19 protein-coding genes are annotated in these 15841 nt (G+C 71.4%); 10 read left to right on the top strand and 9 right to left on the bottom strand.

The window, feature by feature from the left end; all coding sequences use genetic code 11:
• Positions 1-117 precede the first annotated feature (117 nt).
• Together ACQPW6_RS14890 and ACQPW6_RS14885 are read left to right on the top strand one after the other, a co-directional pair.
• Positions 118-720 (top strand): maltokinase N-terminal cap-like domain-containing protein, encoded by a 603-nt coding sequence (locus ACQPW6_RS14890; protein WP_433890103.1) that lies wholly within the window; start codon positions 118-120, stop codon positions 718-720.
• 361 nt (positions 721-1081) lie between these two features.
• Positions 1082-1438: a hypothetical protein gene (locus ACQPW6_RS14885; protein WP_433890102.1), complete on the top strand. Its 357-nt coding sequence runs from the start codon at positions 1082-1084 to the stop codon at positions 1436-1438.
• A gap of 42 nt (positions 1439-1480) precedes the next feature.
• On the opposite strand, the gene ACQPW6_RS14880 is transcribed toward ACQPW6_RS14885, so the two are convergent.
• Positions 1481-2581, bottom strand: coding sequence for a hypothetical protein (locus ACQPW6_RS14880; RefSeq protein WP_433890101.1), 1101 nt, complete (start codon positions 2579-2581; stop codon positions 1481-1483).
• 68 nt (positions 2582-2649) lie between these two features.
• On the opposite strand from ACQPW6_RS14880, the gene ACQPW6_RS14875 reads away from it, so the two are divergent.
• Together ACQPW6_RS14875 and ACQPW6_RS14870 are read left to right on the top strand one after the other, a co-directional pair.
• The gene (locus ACQPW6_RS14875; RefSeq protein ID WP_433890100.1) at positions 2650-3270 is read left to right on the top strand and encodes a TetR/AcrR family transcriptional regulator; all 621 of its coding nucleotides are present in this window, start codon (positions 2650-2652) and stop codon (positions 3268-3270) included.
• Between the two features lie 91 nt (positions 3271-3361).
• Positions 3362-4324 carry a GNAT family N-acetyltransferase gene (locus ACQPW6_RS14870; protein WP_433890099.1) on the top strand — a complete coding sequence of 321 codons (963 nt, stop codon included), beginning with the start codon at positions 3362-3364 and terminating at the stop codon, positions 4322-4324.
• On the opposite strand, the gene ACQPW6_RS14865 is transcribed toward ACQPW6_RS14870, so the two are convergent.
• Positions 4302-5600, bottom strand: coding sequence for an MFS transporter (locus ACQPW6_RS14865; RefSeq protein ID WP_433890098.1), 1299 nt, complete (start codon positions 5598-5600; stop codon positions 4302-4304). The genes ACQPW6_RS14870 and ACQPW6_RS14865 overlap by 23 nt on opposite strands.
• An 87-nt stretch (positions 5601-5687) precedes the next feature.
• Here ACQPW6_RS14865 and ACQPW6_RS14860 point away from each other — a divergent pair, with 87 nt between their 5' ends.
• A complete protein-coding gene (locus ACQPW6_RS14860) occupies positions 5688-6119 on the top strand; it encodes a winged helix-turn-helix transcriptional regulator (RefSeq protein ID WP_433890097.1) in 432 nt (143 codons plus the stop codon).
• Positions 6120-6373: 254 nt separating this feature from the next.
• Complete coding sequence (locus ACQPW6_RS14855) at positions 6374-6880, top strand: RICIN domain-containing protein (RefSeq protein WP_433890096.1); 507 nt, start codon at positions 6374-6376, stop codon at positions 6878-6880.
• A gap of 97 nt (positions 6881-6977) precedes the next feature.
• Here the strand turns inward: ACQPW6_RS14855 and ACQPW6_RS14850 are convergent, their stop codons facing one another.
• The 4 genes from ACQPW6_RS14850 to ACQPW6_RS14835 all read right to left on the bottom strand — a co-directional run bounded on the left by ACQPW6_RS14850 (position 6978) and on the right by ACQPW6_RS14835 (position 10013).
• Positions 6978-7268, bottom strand: coding sequence for a DUF397 domain-containing protein (locus tag ACQPW6_RS14850; RefSeq protein ID WP_433890095.1), 291 nt, complete (start codon positions 7266-7268; stop codon positions 6978-6980).
• The gene (locus ACQPW6_RS14845) at positions 7228-8112 is read right to left on the bottom strand and encodes a helix-turn-helix domain-containing protein (RefSeq protein WP_433890094.1); all 885 of its coding nucleotides are present in this window, start codon (positions 8110-8112) and stop codon (positions 7228-7230) included. The genes ACQPW6_RS14850 and ACQPW6_RS14845 overlap by 41 nt, the downstream gene beginning before the upstream one ends.
• Positions 8113-8396: 284 nt before the next feature.
• On the bottom strand, positions 8397-9248 hold the full coding sequence (locus tag ACQPW6_RS14840) for a helix-turn-helix domain-containing protein (RefSeq protein ID WP_433890093.1): 852 nt from the start codon (positions 9246-9248) through the stop codon (positions 8397-8399).
• Positions 9249-9260: 12 nt separating this feature from the next.
• A complete protein-coding gene (locus ACQPW6_RS14835; protein ID WP_433890092.1) occupies positions 9261-10013 on the bottom strand; it encodes a DUF6879 family protein in 753 nt (250 codons plus the stop codon).
• A 172-nt stretch (positions 10014-10185) separates the two neighbouring features.
• On the opposite strand from ACQPW6_RS14835, the gene ACQPW6_RS14830 reads away from it, so the two are divergent.
• Complete coding sequence (locus ACQPW6_RS14830) at positions 10186-11136, top strand: radical SAM/SPASM domain-containing protein (protein WP_433890091.1); 951 nt, start codon at positions 10186-10188, stop codon at positions 11134-11136.
• A gap of 8 nt (positions 11137-11144) precedes the next feature.
• A complete protein-coding gene (locus ACQPW6_RS14825; protein WP_433890090.1) occupies positions 11145-11984 on the top strand; it encodes a protein kinase in 840 nt (279 codons plus the stop codon).
• On the opposite strand, the gene ACQPW6_RS14820 is transcribed toward ACQPW6_RS14825, so the two are convergent.
• Together ACQPW6_RS14820 and ACQPW6_RS14815 are read right to left on the bottom strand one after the other, a co-directional pair.
• The gene (locus ACQPW6_RS14820; RefSeq protein WP_433890089.1) at positions 11959-13008 is read right to left on the bottom strand and encodes an alpha/beta fold hydrolase; all 1050 of its coding nucleotides are present in this window, start codon (positions 13006-13008) and stop codon (positions 11959-11961) included. The two genes, ACQPW6_RS14825 and ACQPW6_RS14820, sit on opposite strands and share 26 nt — an antisense overlap.
• Before the next feature lie 146 nt (positions 13009-13154).
• Positions 13155-13733 (bottom strand): hypothetical protein, encoded by a 579-nt coding sequence (locus ACQPW6_RS14815; RefSeq protein WP_433890088.1) that lies wholly within the window; start codon positions 13731-13733, stop codon positions 13155-13157.
• A 286-nt stretch (positions 13734-14019) separates the two neighbouring features.
• Here ACQPW6_RS14815 and ACQPW6_RS14810 point away from each other — a divergent pair, with 286 nt between their 5' ends.
• Together ACQPW6_RS14810 and ACQPW6_RS14805 are read left to right on the top strand one after the other, a co-directional pair.
• Positions 14020-14730 (top strand): uridylate kinase, encoded by a 711-nt coding sequence (locus ACQPW6_RS14810; protein ID WP_433890087.1) that lies wholly within the window; start codon positions 14020-14022, stop codon positions 14728-14730.
• A gap of 167 nt (positions 14731-14897) precedes the next feature.
• Positions 14898-15233 (top strand): hypothetical protein, encoded by a 336-nt coding sequence (locus ACQPW6_RS14805; RefSeq protein WP_433890086.1) that lies wholly within the window; start codon positions 14898-14900, stop codon positions 15231-15233.
• 117 nt (positions 15234-15350) lie between these two features.
• Here the strand turns inward: ACQPW6_RS14805 and ACQPW6_RS14800 are convergent, their stop codons facing one another.
• Positions 15351-15803: a hypothetical protein gene (locus ACQPW6_RS14800; RefSeq protein WP_433890085.1), complete on the bottom strand. Its 453-nt coding sequence runs from the start codon at positions 15801-15803 to the stop codon at positions 15351-15353.
• Between the last annotated feature and the right edge of the window lie 38 nt (positions 15804-15841).

Here is a 15841-nt window from a genome sequence, read left to right as displayed (position 1 = left end):
CAGCCAGAACAGCTTCCCGGACAAGCCTCGGCCCGGCGGGGCGTACGTGCGGCCCCGGTCGGCGAGACCGTCCATGGCCGGCGCCGCGAGGGGGATCCTGCGATAGCGTGCGGGCGCATGGCGAAGACACATCCCGGCGCGACCCTCGTTCCCCACTTCCGCGAGTTCCTGCCCGAGTGGCTCTCCCGGCAGGAGTGGTACATCGGGTCCGGGATACCCACGCTCACTCCCGTCGGGTACTTCCGCTTCGAGGATCCGGACGGTGAAGTCGGCATCGAGACGCACCTGTTGAGGGACGCGTCCGTGCTGTACCAGATTCCGATGACGTACCGGGGCGCCCCGCTCACCGACGCGCTGCCCGGGGTCACGGGTGATCCGCTCATCGCGACCTCGGAGCACAGCGTGCTCGGCACCCGCTGGTTCTACGACGGGGCCGCCGATCCGGTCTGGCGCGGGGAACTCCTGGGCCTGGTACGGGCGGAGACGGTCTCCGACCCGAGCAGCAAGAACGGTGTCGGGCCTGCGGAGGCGCGCGGGCGTCGGACGGGGGCGGGGGTGCTGGACGCGGGCAGCGTGACCGTCCAGCTGCACCGGGTGCTCAGCGTGGGCGGCGCGGTCGAGGGGCCCGACGTGGCCGGGGTGGTGATGGGCACGTGGCATCCGGACGGCCCGGACTCGGCCCAAGTCGGCGGCTGCCTGGCGGTGTTGCGCGCGAAGTAGCGCGGAGGCGGCGGCGGGCGCCCGTCACGGGGAGCGCCCGGTCCCGGGGAGCGCCCGCTCGCGGAGGGCGTTCGTCATGGGGGAGCGCCCGCTCGCGGAGAGAAGCGCGTCACGGGAGCGCCCGCCCGGCGCGTGTAAGTCAGTGACTCGCGCCCGTCACCCGCGGAGCGGACTGGCGGCGTTGAAGTCAATGACTCGCGTTCGTCGGCCGCTTGGAGGAACCCCGTGGGAGCACCATCCGCAGACCGGAAGAGCCCGGTCGCGCCACCCCACGGTCGGCCCGCCCCGGTCGCGCCGCCGCACGGCGAACCCCGCCCCGCCCCGCGCCCGTCCCGGCCTACCCGCAACGGGAGTTGATTCCGTGGGGATACGCAAGCGCATCGCCCGCACGCTCGACGCGGCCGGTTTCGAACCGGCCGACTGGCTGGTGGACGAGGCCGCCTGGGGCCCCGGCTACCGGATGGCCGGGTTCGGGCTGCGCCGGGTGCGGCTCTACCACGAGGGCCCGGAGGAGCCGTACTTCCTCGACGCGTACACGGGCGAACTCCGTTCGCGCGGCTACCGGGTGACCAGCGAGCGCTTCGCCGCCGGAACCCGCCGCCGCCTCCGGGTGAAGGCGCCGGACGCGGACCCGCCGCAGTCCCGGACCCACCGCCCCCGCGAGACCCCCCGCCCCACCCACAGCAACCCGCCAACCGCCCGGGTCCCGGCGATGTGAGCCGACCGGGGGAGCGGGGCTCCGAACGGGCGGGCCCGCGCCTCAGCCGCGAGCCCGCCCGAAGCCGGCCAGCACGTGGAAGGCCGCCTTCGGCTCCCACCCCAACTCCGCGTACGGCCCGCGCGCCGCGCCCGGCGGCAGCACCCGCACGACGCCGAAGCTCGCGGCGTCGAAGTCCCGTTCAGGATCACCCCCGGTCCCGCCCCCGGTCCCGTCCCCAGCCCCGTCCCCAGTCCCGCCCCCGTCCCCCGCCGTCCCCGGCAGGTCCCACCGCGCGAACGTGTAGACGAAGGCCGCGTCCACCCCGCCCACCCCGTCGTAGACCTCAAGCATCTCCCGCACGTACAGCGCCTGTTCGCCCTCGTCCCGTACGGTCCCCGCGGCGATCCGCACCGGCCGCGCGTCGTCCCCCCACTCGACGATCGAGTCGCCGCGCCCGCCGAGGTCCCCCGCGCCCCGGAACGTCCCGCACCCGAACTCCGTCACGGCGAAGGCCGTTTCCGGCCCCAGCCGCGCCAACTGCCCCTGGAGCGCGCCCGCGAACGTCCCCGCGTTCGTCGCGTCCCGGTACCCCGAATCCGTGGCGGCGACGTCGAACGGCGTCCAGTCCACCCCCTCGAACGCGACCGACGCGTACCCGACCCGTCCGCCGAAACGGCCACGGACCTCACCCACCACCCGCCCGAGGAACGCGTTCAGGTCGGCATGCAGCCGGGGGAGCAGCGCGCGGAACGCCGCCGGGTCGTCGGCCAGCAGCGCCGTCCGCTCCCGGAGGCTGCCGCCGGGCAGGAAACCGTCCGTGAACAGGCTGACCTCCGACCCCGTCAGGAACACGACCCGCGCGCCGCCGCGCCGGATCCGTTCCGCCCGCTCGGCGGCGTCCAGCAGGAACGCGAAGAGCCCGTCCTGCGTCAGCCCGTTGGTGAACGGCGAGTACCAGACCTCCAGTCCGGCGTCGGCGGCGGCGCGCGCCGCGATCTCCAGCCGGTCGGCGTCCCCGCCCGTGATCCGGACGGCGTCGCAGCGCAGGTCGTCGCGGATGACCCGCATCTCGCGCTGGACAATGTCGGGCAGGAACGGTTCGTGCGTGGTCGTCCCGCCGGACGTGAAGCCGGTGTCGTAGGTGATGCCGAAGGCGCGCAACAGAGGTCTCCCGATCCGGTGGAGGCGGAATAGGGTACGCACGGTACCCTATCGGGGAGAGGAGAGACGTGACGGCAGCTGACGAGCAGCGCGGAGGTACGACCCGGCGCCGTGGCGCGGCGCTGGAGGACGCGATCCTGCGGGCCGCGGCGGCGGAACTCCGCGAGGCCGGTTACGCGGGCATGACCATGGACCGGGTCGCGCACCGCGCCGGCACGAACAAGAACGCGATCTACCGCCGCTGGCCGTCCCGCGCGGCGCTCGGCGTCGCGGCCTACCGGCACCTGGCCGACGCGGAGTTGCGCGTCCCGGACACGGGGACGCTGCGCGGCGACGCGCTGGCGCTCCTGCGCGCGGCGAACGAGACGTGGTCCTCCCCCCAGGGCGCCGTCCTCCGCGACCTCCTCACCGCGGCGGCCGACACCCCTGACCTGCTCACCCTCCTCCGCGCCCAGTCCGGCACCACCCGCACGGACGCGGCATGGTGGACCCTGCTCACCCGCGCGGTGGCCCGCGGCGAGGCCCCACCCGAATCCCTGCACCCCCGCGTGGCCGGCACCCCGTTGACCCTCCTCCGCGCCGAATACGCCTCCCGCGGCTTCCCCGAGGCCCCGGACGAGACGCTGACCGAGATCATCGACGAGGTCTTCTTGCCCCTGGTCAGAGGCCGCGCCCACCCAGCCCGCTGACCGGGAAGCGGCCACCCGGGCGACAACCGGAAGCGCGCGGCGGCGGAAAACCCTTCGACGGACCCCCGGGACCCTGGGACCGTGTCCCCCCATGACGGACTACGCCCCCCTGACCCCTGCCGACGTCACCCACATGCAAGCCCTGGCCCAGCGCGTCACCGCCAGCCACCCCCACCTGATCGCCGCCGGCGGCTCCTACGGCGAGCTCGCCTGGATCTGGGGCAAGGGCCACGCCGACCTCGGCGCGCACTGGCCCGCCCGCCTCTGGTTCGCCGACGGCGGCGAGCCGGCCGCCTGGGCCTGGGCCCAACTCCCGTACCAGGTAAGCCGAAGCGACGGCACCGTCAAAACCGTCACCGGCGCCTCCCTGACCTACCAGGTCGACCCCGACGACCCCTCCCACCCCGCCCTGCTCGAAGAGATCATCACCTGGTTCCACGCTCTCGCCCCGGGCCTCGAACGCACGGTGATCCCCTCCGCCTCCGACGAGTTGGCCCTCACCCGCTGGGCCGCCCACGGCTACGTCACCGACCCGTCCTCCCTCGGCGACACCGGCGTCTGGACGCAGCTCAACGCGCGCGACCTCACCGACGTCGAACAGCCCGTCCTGCCGCCCGGGTTCACGTTCCGCACGGCGGACGAGGCCGGGCCGGAAGCCGCGGTCCAGGCGCACTTGGACGTCTGGGCCCCGACGCCGTACCGCGCCGAGACCTACGAGGGCGTACGCCGGACCTCCGCGTACCGCGGCGACCTGCACGTCCTCGTCGAAGCCCCGGACGGCACGATGGCGGCCTCGGCGATCATGTGGTTCGACGAGGCGAACAAGACCGTCGAGTTCGAGCCGGTCGGAACTCATCCGGACCACCGCCGCAAGGGAGTTGGCCGCGCGATGATGCTGCACGGCCTGCGCCGGGCCCGCTCGGCCGGCGCGACCCACGCGACGGTCGCCTGCCTGGGCGCACCCGGCCACCCCCGAGCGCGCGGCCTCTACTACAGCGTCGGCTTCCGCGAGATCTCCCGCGACGCCCCCCTCATCTCCACCGGGCAGGAGTAGCACCGTCCGGCGCGTGCGCCGGGCTCTCCGCCTTGTCCGGGCCCTCCGCCTGCGCCGGGTCCTCCGCGCGCTGCCGCGGCGCACCCGCGTCGTCGTCCCGGTCGGCGGAGAGCCCGCTGTCGCCCGGCGCCCGCAGGTCGATCGCCCAGACCGCCAGTCCGCACAGCGCGAATCCGGCTCCGAGAACGCTGGAGCCACCCCAGCCGTGCGCGGAGAACACGGCGGTCGTGGTGGCCGCGCCGAGCGCGGAGCCGAGCGAGTAGAAGAGCATGTAGCTGCCGATGACACCGCTGATCCGGTCCGGCAGCGCGGCGGTGAGCGCGTGCTGGTTGTTCACGTGCACCACCTGCACGGCGAAGTCGAGCGCCACGATGCCGGCGACCAGGAGCCACAGCGACCTGTCCAGCTGCGCGGTCGCGGCCCACGAGACGACGAGCAGGGCCAGGGCGAGGCCGGTGGCCGGTCTCGTCCGGCCCGCGTCCGCCCACCGCCCCGCACGTGCCGCACCGAGCGCGCCCGCCAGCCCGGCCAGGCCGAACAGTCCGATCTGGCTCTCGCTCAGCCGCCATGGCGCGTCCGCCAACGGCAGGGACACCCCGGTCCACAGGGTGCCGAACGAGGCGAACAGGAAGAAGGCGGTCAGCCCGCGGGTGAGGAAGACGCGCTTGCCGAACAGGCCGCCGAGCGATGCCAGGGCACGTGGGTACCCCGCCGGCCCGGCGCGGCGTTCCTCCTCGGCCGGAAGCACGAGGAGGACCAGGGCCGCCAGCCCGAGGGCGAGCACCGCGAGCACGGCGTAGACGCTCCGCCATCCCCACGCCTGTGCGAGGGCGCCGGTGACGACCCGGGCGCCGAGGATGCCGACCACCACGCCCGACGTGACCACTCCGAGGGTGCGTCCGCGTTCGGCGGGCGGCGCCGTCGACGCGGCGTAGGCGACGGTGGTCTGCACGACGACCGCGAACACGCCGGCGAGGGCGAGACCCGTGAACGCCACCCACGCGGTCGGCGCCGCGGCCGTGAGGACCATGCCTCCCGCGGTGACCGCGAGATGCACGGCGATCAGCCGGCGCCGATCGACCAGGTCGCCGAGCGGCACCAGCAGCATCAGCCCGACCAGGTAGCCGCACTGGCCGGTCGTCACGATCCACCCGGTGAGCCCGGCCGGCACCCCGAGGCCGCGTCCCATCGGACCGAGGATCGGCTGCGCCGCGTAGATGCTCGCCACGGCGACACCGCACACCGTCGCGAGCAGCAATCGCCGCCACGTGTTCATCGCGCCCCCCATCTGATGAGTAGCAGATTGCAACCGTTTCGACGGTACGGCATGATGGTTTCAATTCGCAACTCACCGGGAGGCGCCGTGCACCTCGACTGGACCGACCCCGACTGCCCCGTCGCCCGCACGCTCGATCTCGTCGGCGACCGGTGGAGCCTGCTCGTCGTCCGCGACGCCATGGACGGGGCGCGGTCGTTCACCGAGTTCCAGCGGCGCACCGGCATCGCCCGCAACATCCTCACGGACCGCCTGCGCAAACTCACTGGCCGCGGCCTGCTCACCCAGCGCACCGCGCCTTCGGGCCGCCGCCAGGAGTACGTGCTCACCGAGGCCGGCCGCGACCTCTTCCCCGTCATCCTCACCCTGCGTCAGTGGGGGCAGCGCCACGCCTTCGCCCCCGGCGAGCCCCACTCGGTCCTGCTCGACCGGCACGGCGTCCCCGTCCCGGACGTCACCCCGACCGGCACCGACGGCACCCCACTCGGCCCCGACAGCACGCTCGTCCAAAAAACCTGACGGGAGGGGCCCCGGTGGGGTCCCTTCGTCTACGAGAGGTCGCTGTCCGAGATCGCGTTCCGGCAGGATATGAGCCAGATGAACTCATCGGGTTGATCGAGTGGCAATCAGGTGAACGTGAATTCGCGCGGTTGCGGGGCGCTCGGGTGGAATATCGAATTCCGATTATTCCGTCGGGAAACGGTGGCTGCTAAGGACGAACCCCAAGTATCGTGGCCGCCGCGGGGGAAGCTCGCATCTGGGAGGGGAAAAGCATGCGCATTCGCAGCATGGCAATCGCGGCGGGGGTGGCGGTGCTTGCCGCCGTTCCGCTTTCTGCGGCTCCGGCCAGCGCCAACGGCCACGAAGGTGAGTTGTGGGCACAAAACCTGAGTAGCTATAAATGTCTGTCGATCGGGCAGGGGAACCATACGGAGGGGGCGCTGGCCATTCAGTTCGACTGCAGCTTGGTGCGGAATGAAGAGAACTGGTACTGGGATCTCGTTCCGGGAGCCACATCGACGTACACGCTGGAGAATGTCGTCACCGAGCAGTGCCTCGCCATAGGTGGCGCCAGCCACACCAACGGCGCCGGGGCGATCCAGTGGCCTTGCGAAAGCGGCCATCCCGAGCAGCAGTGGATATATGACGGCAACAACCGGCTGCGGAACAAGGAAAGCGGCCGTTGCCTGGCAGTTCCTCACGGGAGCGAGGCGAACAGCGTTGCCCTGATCCAGTGGACCTGTGAAGTGGACAAGTTCGATCAGGAATGGGCCCAGTGAGGCCGCGGCGCGACTCCGCGTCGTCGTAACCGCGACGGGAGGGGCCCCGGTGGGGTCCCTCCCGTTTTTGGGCGTGCGGGGGTGGAACTTGAGGCGGTTATGCCTCGGGGAAGTGGCCCTCGGCGGCGGACGTCACGAACGCGGTCCATGCTGCCGGGGTGAAGGTGAGGGCCGGGCCGTGCGGGTCTTTGCTGTCACGGACCGGGATGACGTCGGGGAGGTTGTCGGCGAACTCGATGCAGTCGCCGCCGTCGCCGCCGCTGTGGCTGCTCTTGCGCCAACTGGCGGAGGTCAGGCTGTCGCTGGCCTCGATGCAGTCGCCGCCGCTTCCGCCGCTGTAACTGCTCTTACGCCAAGTCACCGCCGTCAGGCCGTACTTGAGTTCCATGCTCGTACTCCTCGGCTACCGCTTCGATGAGGGTCAACGAAGCCTTCGGCGACAGAGCCGCCGCTCCGAGAAGATCGTATGCCAGGTGGAACCGCTTGACGGCGGCCGGATCGTCCACCAGCGTGCCCGTCTGCAAACCGGGGAGGTACGCCATCGGTGCGTCCTCCTCGAACTTCATCAGCTTGAGCGCGCCGTCCATGCCCGCGTGCGCGCCACCGTTGAACGGCAGCACCTGGAGCAGGATGCGGCTCTGCTTCACCATCTCGATGAGGTGCCGGAGCTGTTCGGCCATCACGGCGGGGCCGCCCACCGGACGGCGGAGCACCGCCTCGTCCAGGATCACCCGGTAGCGCGGGTTGTCGGCGTTGGCGAAGATCAGCGCGCGGGCGAGCCGGGCCATGACCCGCTCCTTGACCTTCGGGTCGGCGAGCACCGGGTCCCAGCCGCGAATGATGGCCGAGGCGTACGCCTCCGTCTGGAGCAGGCCGGGCACCGTCACCGGACCCCACTCACGGATGTCCTCGGCCAGCCCCTCCAACTCCGCGACGTCCGCGAAGTGTTCGGGGTAGGGCGTGGCGCGGGCCCCGTCCAGGTTGCGGACGAAGTAGTCGCCCGTGTTGAGGATGGTGTCCAGCATCTCCGCGCAGCCGGGCTGGATACGCCGGGTGCCGAGCTCCATCCGGGTCACCTGCGACCGGCTGAGGAAGAGCAGATCGCCCAACTCCTCCTGGCTCATCCCCATCCGCTCCCGCTGGTACCGGATCTCCCGCCCGTACATCTCGCGGGTGGACATGGAGGGCGGGACGACGTTGCTGCGGTCGCCACCCTGCTTCCGATTGATCATGCCGTTCTCCCGTTGGCCGTTCCAGTTCGGAGCGGAGTCCCCGCTCCATGACCGACGGTAGCGACTCTATTCCCCTCTGTGTAGGGGTAATCGGCCACATCTCCCGCTTCCCGATGTTCCAATTCCCTTGCCACACAACCTCGTTGTACCAATCGCAGTCTGTCACCGGGGTGCACCCCTCCCCACCTGCGACGCGTAATTCCGCGGAGGTTCCCGCCGCATCGTTCAGAGAACCGAATTAACGCATTCTCCGGGCGTGAGCGGAGCCTATTCGCAGGGGTTCTTTAACCCGGTTCCAGCGCACGCCTGGCGGCGTTGATGACGTTGTGGGCGTCGGCTCCGTACACCGCGGACTCGCGGAGGGTCTTCCAGACCTTCCCGTACAGGGCGACGTTGTCGGCGTCGTCCAACCACAGTTCGGCGTGCCAGTCCTCCGCGACGACCAGGCGGTCGTCCAGGACCCAGAAGCCGTTTGCGGGCACGATCTTCACGGGCGCCGTGAACGGGATGACGCCCAGATCGACGGTGTCCAAGCCGATCAGTCCGGTGAGGCGGTCGAGTTGGGCGGCCAGTACGGAGGGAGGGCAGATCAGCGACCGCAGTGCGGCTTCCCACATCAGCACGTGCAGCTTGCGTCCGGGCTGGTACAACCACTCCTGCCGCTGCGCTCGGGCCCGTACCGCTTCCTCGATGTCACTGGCCCCGCCCAGCAGTTCCGCGTACCGCCGGATGACGTGGCGCGCGTACTCGGGGGTCTGCATCAGGCCGGGGACGACCGACTCTTCCCACATCCGGATCTCCACCGTGCGCTCGATCTCCGCGCTCAGATCCTCGTGCATCGGCTTGAAGCCGTTCGCGAGGGCTCGGCGCCAGGACCTGATGTGGGACTCGAACCCGGCCAGCCGCGCGGCGAGTTCGGCGGATGCCTCCGGTCGGCCGGTCGCCTCGGCCCACGCTCGCAGGTCCTCGGGGGTGGCCGTCTGCCTGCCGTTCTCCAGCTTGCTGACCTTGGAGCCCTGCCAGCCGAGCCGCTGCGCGAGTTGCTGACCGGTAAGCCGGCCATCAGGGCTCGAGAGGCGGAGTTCACGCAGACGTGCTCCGAGCGCAGCTCGTGCCTGCTGATAGTCGGTGCTCACCGGTCAGGCGGGCTACGTGGCCGAGGCCGCCTGCGCGGCGAACTGGCCGTAGAGCGCGGCGTGGTGCATCGCCGCGTCGCGCGCGACGGCGTACCGCACGACCTCCGCAGGTTCCGTGATCAGCTCGACGGTCAGCAGGTTGTCCTGGTCGTCGAAGTGCAGCAGGGCGACGAGACGCGAGTCGAAGATCCAGAAGTCCTCCGCGGGCAGGCCGGCCTGGCCCGCGTCCTCGCGCCACAAGTAGCGGATGTCCTCACCGGCTGCGGCGTTGTGCCGGGCGTAGTCGAGCAGGAACAACTGCTCGGTGGTGGGCGGCTTGTCGGCGATGCGGACGCGTCCGACCGTCTTGCCTGCCGCCGTCTGGGCCCTGACGTTGACGAACCACGGCTCGTCCGGGTCGCAGGGCGCCGACCCGGTGGCGAGAAACGCGCGGAAGTCGGGGTCCTGCCGGTCGGACGCGTAGCCGCGCCGCGTCTCCAGGCGCCACGCGGTGTGCTTGAAGGTGTGGAACAGACGCCGGAAGGTGTCCCGGTCAACGATGTCCGGCACTCGCTCCATCTCCTTCGGCCCCCAGTTCACGAGCAGTTCGCGCGGTACGGCCACCGCGGCCTCGTTCGGCCCGAGGTGCTGGAGCTGTGCGACGTCGCCGGGGTCGGTGACGGGTGCCCCTTGGACGATGATCTCGCCGGTCCGCACGTCCGTGTGCAGGGCGGGGCAACCGTCGACCTTGCTGTCCGTACCGGTGAAGCGCAATTCGCGAGCCATGGACGTTCTCCCTTCTAGGGGTGTTGATCCAGCAGCTTGGCCGGGGCTCCGGCCCGGCACTACGGGATCGGGGAGGGCCCGGGAGAAAACACCCGCAATCCGTGGGGCGCGTCGAGCAAATTCGAGAAAGTACCGTACCGCTCACCGGCTTCCAGCTTCTAGCGTCCCGTGCATGACGACGGCGACGATGAGAGGAGGGCTCATGGCGACAGAGGTCTTATCGGGCCGGAAGACGAGCACGCGGCTCCTGTGGCTTGACCTGACGCGCAAGTGCCAACTGCGCTGCGCACACTGCTACAACGGGTCCGGGCCGGCGGGTGGCCACGGGACGATGTCCCGCGCCGACTGGCACGGTGTGCTCGATCAGGCGGCCGGCGGTGGCGTGCGCAACGTCCAGTTCATCGGGGGCGAGCCGACTATGCACCCTGACTTCGCCGAGTTGGCGGACCACGCGCTGAACCTGGGCCTCGGGGTTGAGGTGTTCAGCAACCTCGTGCATGTGTCCGCCCGGTGCTGGGCGCTCTTCCAGCGGGACAGGCTGAGCCTTGCCACGTCGTACTACTCGGACCGGCCGCCCGAGCACGACGCGATGACCCGCCGCCCGTCCCACCGCCGTACCCGCGCCAACATCGGGCGAGCGGTGCGCCTGGGCATCCCGTTACGCGTCGGCATCATCACCCGGGAGGGTGAGGCTCATGTGGGTTCGGTGCGGCGGGACTTGGAGGCGCTGGGCGTCACCCGTATCGGCGTGGACCACGTCCGTCCCTTCGGCCGGGGCGGCCGAGGCGGCCGGGACCTGGAGCCGGACCTGTCGGAACTGTGCGGCCGGTGTGGCGACGGGGCGGCCTCCGTCAGCCCGGACGGCACGGTCTCACCGTGCGTCTTCTCCGGGTTCATCGACGCGGGCAACGTCCGGACGACGCCGCTCGCCGATATCCTCGGCGGCCCGGAGATGGTCAGGGCGAGTGCGGGGATCCGGGACGCGGTCCGGGAGTCGCGGGGCTGCTATCCGGACCAGGCTCCGTGCAGCCCGGACAACGCGCCGCAGCAGCCGTGCGGCCCTGACAGCGAACGGGAGTGCAGCCCCGGCCATCCGGGGACCGAGTGCTCCCCGAGGAACTGAAGGACGCGATGAGTGGCAGCCTGCCCGGCCAGGGGTTCCGGGATCTGATCCGACCCCACGCGGGGGAGATCGTCAGCGTCGAACGGACGAAGCGCGGGTTCAGCGCGGAATTCACGGGGCTGATCGACGCCGAGCACGGGCGGTTCTTCGTCAAGGCCGTTCGCAACCGGCCCGGCGGCCACCGCGCGTCCCTCTACCGCGAATGGGTGATCAACCCCGCCGTACAACCGCTCTCACCGGCGATCCGCTGGACCGCGCGGGACGACGAGTGGATCGTGCTCGGCTTCGAGGCCGTCGAGGCGAGGCACGCGAGGTTCGAACCGGGGTCGCCGGACCTGCCCCGAATCACGGGCGCGCTGAAAGAGATCGCGCACGTTACCGTTCCGGACGAGGCCCGAGGATGGGCGGAGACGCGGTGGGACCGGTTCGCGGGAGGCGAGGCGGAGGCCGGCCTGTTTCGCGGGGACACCCTGCTGCACACCGACATCAACCCGAGCAACATCCTGGTGGGCGCGCGGGCGGTCTGGCTCGTCGACTGGGCCTGGCCCACGCTGGGCGCGGCCTTCATCGACCCGGCGATCCTCGCGCTGCAACTCGTCGCGGCCGGGCACAGCGCCGAGTCCGCCGAATCCTGGGCGGCCCACTGCCCCGGGTGGACGGACGCGGACCCGCGTGCGATCGACGCGTTCGCCGTGGCCCAACTCCGCATGTATCAGGGCCTCGTGGAACGCCGCCCGGACCAGGAATGGCTCGGCGCGATGGTGACGGCCGCGCGCGAATGGCTCGCCCACCGGAGCGTCCCCCTCGCCCCGGGCGGGTCGGTCATCCGAGGCCGGACGACTTGGTGAACGCGGTTACCAGGGAGACGAATCGGGGGGAGTCCTGGACGAGCATCGCGTGGCCCGCGTCGGGGAACATGACCAACTGGGCGTGCTTGGCGCGGTGGGTGATGACGGCGGCGTTCGCGGGCGGGGTGATCTTGTCCAGGGAGCCGTTGGTGATCAGCATCGGGATGGTGCTGGTGGGGAGTTTGTTCCAGGTGTCCTCGAAGGACTCGTACGCCTGGCCCGCCTGGTACTGACGCAGCAGCGTCTCGTCGCTGACCTTCTCCGGCGGGATCAGGCCGAGTTGGGCGATGTACGCGGTCCGCGCGGCGGTGGCGTCGGCCGGGAAGAGCAGGTCCATCATCTGCGGACCCGTCGTCTTGGGGCTGTTGAGCTCCTTGGCGATGGCGGGCGGTGTGTTGACGGCGTGGCTGCCGCCGAGGTCGCCGCCGGTGCTCACGAGCGCGCTGATCGCGCCCGGGTGCAGCGCGGCGACGGTCAGGCCGATCTCGCCGCCCATCGACCAGCCGAGCAGTGCGGGGTGCCGCAGACCCAGCGCCTTGATCAGGCCGACGGTGTCGTCCGCCATGAGGGGAATGGTGTCGGGGACCGATGTGTCGTCGGTCGTGTAGCCGACGCCGCGGTTGTCGAAGATCGTGACGTGGTAGTGCCGGCCGATCAGGCTCAGCAGGTCGACCGTCCAGTCGCTCATGGTGCCCGTGTCGCCCATGACCATGACGAGCTCGGGGCCGGAGCCGAACTGGCGGTAGCCGATCGTGATGCCGTCGACCGGGACCTGGCGAACCGGCCCGAGGAACGCGCCCGGCCCGGTCGGGGTGGAGTGCGGGACGGTGGCCGGCGCCGCGGTGGCAGCGGCCACTGCTGCGGCCCGCGTGCTCGGCGTGCTGGTCGAAGCGCTGGTCGAAGCGCCGGCCGCCGTGTGCCCGCCGCCGGACGAGCAGGCGACCGCTCCGAGGGCCACCGTGGCGACGGCCGCGGCCAGCCGGGGCAGGATGCGGGCGTGCGGCGTGCGGTGTGATGCGGACATGAGGGACCTCCGTGCTGATCATGTACGGGTAGGGGGTCGAGCCGGGTGAGCTGCGGTTCGGTGCGCGTGTCGAGCGGCGCGCCGCGGGCTGTTGCGCGGCTCAGACGGCGGCGCCCACGCGGTGGACCGGTCAGGCGGTGGGCCGGTCAGACGTAGGCGCCCACGCGGTGGACCGGCTTGTTCGCGTCACGGTCGGCCCGTGCTTGCAGCCGCTGGCCGCGGACGATGATCGTGCCCAGGCGGGCGACGACCTCGCCGACCGCCATCAGCAGCAGGGCGACGACCCAGGCCTGGCCGCTGGTGATGTGGTGCGCGGCGGAGAAGCTGGTCAGGTGCGCGGCGCCGGACGCGTGCGTGGACCACACCGCGAAGCCCAGCCGGAAGCCCATGCTGACGATCCAGAGTGCGGCCGCGCCGCGGGACGCCTTGATCAGCACGTGGCCGCCGGAGTGCCCGCCGTCGTGGCCCCCGTCGTGCCCGCCGTCGTGCCGGACGCTGGTGAGCAGGCCGCCGGCGAGGCCGAAGACGACCCCGGTGGCCGCGAAGACCACGGCCAGCAGCACGTCGTTGCCGGCGGTCGGGATGTCGGTCAGGTACTTGCTGCCGGCCCAGGCGATCATGCCGAGCGGGAGCAGGACGGTGCGGGCGGTCAGCGGCTCCTCGCGCATCTGGCGAAGGACGATGAGCAGGAGCGCGAGGTCGATGAACCAGTCGGTCGTTGTCATGTGTACGAGCTTCTGCTGACGCGCCCCGAATTCCTTCAACCCAGGGGTCCAACCCGGGTGGAAGTCCGGGCCGGGGCCCAGGTGGAGTCCGGGTGGAGGCCCGGGTTGAGGCCCCTGGTGGAGGTCCCGGCTGAGGTCCGCGTCGCTACTGCTCGGTGTCGTCGACCAGGCGGAAGCGCGGCGGCGGTGGTCGCCGCCTGCGTCGGTGCGCCCACGACCGGCGGCGGCCACCTCCCCGCGACGCCGACGAGAGCACCGGGCCGCGCCACCGCTCTAGGCTCGCCCCGTGGAAAAGGAGCCTTCGACACCACACACCGACAACGGGACGCGCACGGCGGTGCTTCACCGGCTGGCCCGGATGATCACCGGCGTCCGACGGCCGCATCCGGTACGGGTCGGCGTGGACGGGTTCTCCGCGTCCGGGAAGTCCACGCTGGCCGCCGAGTTGGCGGCCGTGCTCGCCGACCAGGGCCGGACGTGCCTGCGCGCCGACCTCGACGACTTCAAGCGGCCACGCACCGAACGCCCGCCGGGGCCGGACGGCTTCTACCGCGGCGCGTTCGACCTCGACGCGATCCGCACGCGCCTGCTGGCGCCCCTCGGACCGGGCGGCGACCGGCAGGTCCAGTCGCGGTACTTCGACCAGCAGCAACAGGCCCTGTTCCCAGCCGAGTTGCGCCCGGTGGCCGCCGACGCGATCGTGATCGCCGACGGCGGCTACCTGCTCCGCCCCGGGCTCCGCGACCTGTGGGACCTGCGGATCTTCGTCGAGATCGACTTCGACCTGGTCCTGGCCAGGGGCACTGCCCGCGACTCCGCGTGGATGAACTCCGAGCAGGAGGCGGCCGAGCACTACCGCCGCTACTACATCCCCGCCGAGCGGCTGTACGACGCGGAGGCCGATCCGCGTGCGCACGCCGACGTCATCATGGACAACCGGGACGTCGCGCGTCCGGTGCTTCGCGAGGGCGGAACGCGAAGGACGCATGCACCGTAGCGGGACGGGCATTTCGGCGCGTGGGCGCGGGAGTTCGGGAGTTCGGGAGGGGTGCGCGGGTGTTCTGGTTCCGGGAGGGGCCGGCCGGGCCGGTTGGCGCTGTGCGCTGGGCCGCTCCGCACGGGCGGCTCGTCACCGGTGGCGGGGACGCGTGGGCGGTTGCCGTCATGGACGTGGTGGGCGAAGTGGTCGACAACCACGACGACTTCGGGGGCGTCTTCTGCGGCGGGCTCCAGGGCCTGCGGGACATGTTCGAGCGCGCGGGGCTGCCCGTTCCCGCCTCGTGGTCGCCGCTCACCGACGAGCGTGACGTGCCCGCCGGGGCGGCTTTCGACCGTTCGGCGCCGGGCAGCGACATGATCACGGTCGACGGGACCCCGATGATGTCGTTCTTCTGGCACGGCGCCGACGTCTCGGCGGGTGTGGGCGTGCGCGGGTGGACGTCGATCGCTTTCGCGTTCCCGCGGCGGGCGTATCGCGGCATCGAGCTCGTGACGATCTGAGCCCGCGCGACCACGCTCGTGACGATCTGACCGCGTGCGCCCCGGGCCCGTCTCAGGCGTCGGCGCCCCGGGCCCGGTCGGCTGCGGTCATTTCACGTCACGTCACATCGCGTCACGTCACGGAGTGCAGCTGCTCACCACCTGGGTCAGGACGAGTTCCGAACCCCACGTCCAGTCCTGGGAGGGCAGGCCCCAGCCCTTCAGATCGACGATGCCGTTCAGGACGGCCGGCGGGTCCTGGTGGTCGTCCTGGAGGCTCGACTTGTGCGCGTAGGTGCCGTTGCCCGGGGTGAGGAAGTCGTCCCAGGTGTACGTGCCCTTCGTGAGGCAGATGCTGCGGTGGGCGGTGTTGTCCACCTGGCTCCAGGTGTAGATGCCGGTGGCCAGCTTCTGGTCCTTGAATTTGGAGGCGACGGGCATGGTCGGCTTCGGGTCGTTGGTCAGGAACTGCGTCTTCTGGTTGTAGGCGGGCGGGTAGTCCTCCGCGGCGGCGCTGTTGGCGCACGCGAAGGCGGCGGCGAGCGCGGCGGCGGTCACGGCGAAGGTCCGGGTGCGGCTGATGTGGGCCACGGTGATCCTCAGGGTTGTGGTGGGTCGGGCGTCGTGAT

The sequence above is a fragment of the Streptomyces sp. CA-111067 genome, from assembly GCF_050956065.1.
In the GTDB taxonomy this organism is placed as follows: domain Bacteria; phylum Actinomycetota; class Actinomycetes; order Streptomycetales; family Streptomycetaceae; genus Actinacidiphila.
The sequence above is the reverse complement of the archived record's forward strand: the minus strand, read 5'-3'. Positions and strand labels throughout refer to the sequence as shown.

What these genes read in the sequence shown, in the direction of transcription:
- ACQPW6_RS14835 (WP_433890092.1), bottom strand. Translation starts at nt 10,013, where the DNA reads ATGGCTCGCGAATTGCGCTTCACCGGTACGGACAGCAAGGTCGACGGT.
- ACQPW6_RS14845 (WP_433890094.1), bottom strand. Translation starts at nt 8,112, where the DNA reads ATGATCAATCGGAAGCAGGGTGGCGACCGCAGCAACGTCGTCCCGCCC.
- ACQPW6_RS14830 (WP_433890091.1), top strand. Translation starts at nt 10,186, where the DNA reads ATGACGACGGCGACGATGAGAGGAGGGCTCATGGCGACAGAGGTCTTA.
- ACQPW6_RS14865 (WP_433890098.1), bottom strand. Translation starts at nt 5,600, where the DNA reads ATGAACACGTGGCGGCGATTGCTGCTCGCGACGGTGTGCGGTGTCGCC.
- ACQPW6_RS14805 (WP_433890086.1), top strand. Translation starts at nt 14,898, where the DNA reads ATGGACGTGGTGGGCGAAGTGGTCGACAACCACGACGACTTCGGGGGC.
- ACQPW6_RS14850 (WP_433890095.1), bottom strand. Translation starts at nt 7,268, where the DNA reads ATGGAACTCAAGTACGGCCTGACGGCGGTGACTTGGCGTAAGAGCAGT.
- ACQPW6_RS14820 (WP_433890089.1), bottom strand. Translation starts at nt 13,008, where the DNA reads ATGTCCGCATCACACCGCACGCCGCACGCCCGCATCCTGCCCCGGCTG.
- ACQPW6_RS14890 (WP_433890103.1), top strand. Translation starts at nt 118, where the DNA reads ATGGCGAAGACACATCCCGGCGCGACCCTCGTTCCCCACTTCCGCGAG.
- ACQPW6_RS14855 (WP_433890096.1), top strand. Translation starts at nt 6,374, where the DNA reads ATGCGCATTCGCAGCATGGCAATCGCGGCGGGGGTGGCGGTGCTTGCC.
- ACQPW6_RS14815 (WP_433890088.1), bottom strand. Translation starts at nt 13,733, where the DNA reads ATGACAACGACCGACTGGTTCATCGACCTCGCGCTCCTGCTCATCGTC.
- ACQPW6_RS14825 (WP_433890090.1), top strand. Translation starts at nt 11,145, where the DNA reads ATGAGTGGCAGCCTGCCCGGCCAGGGGTTCCGGGATCTGATCCGACCC.
- ACQPW6_RS14870 (WP_433890099.1), top strand. Translation starts at nt 3,362, where the DNA reads ATGACGGACTACGCCCCCCTGACCCCTGCCGACGTCACCCACATGCAA.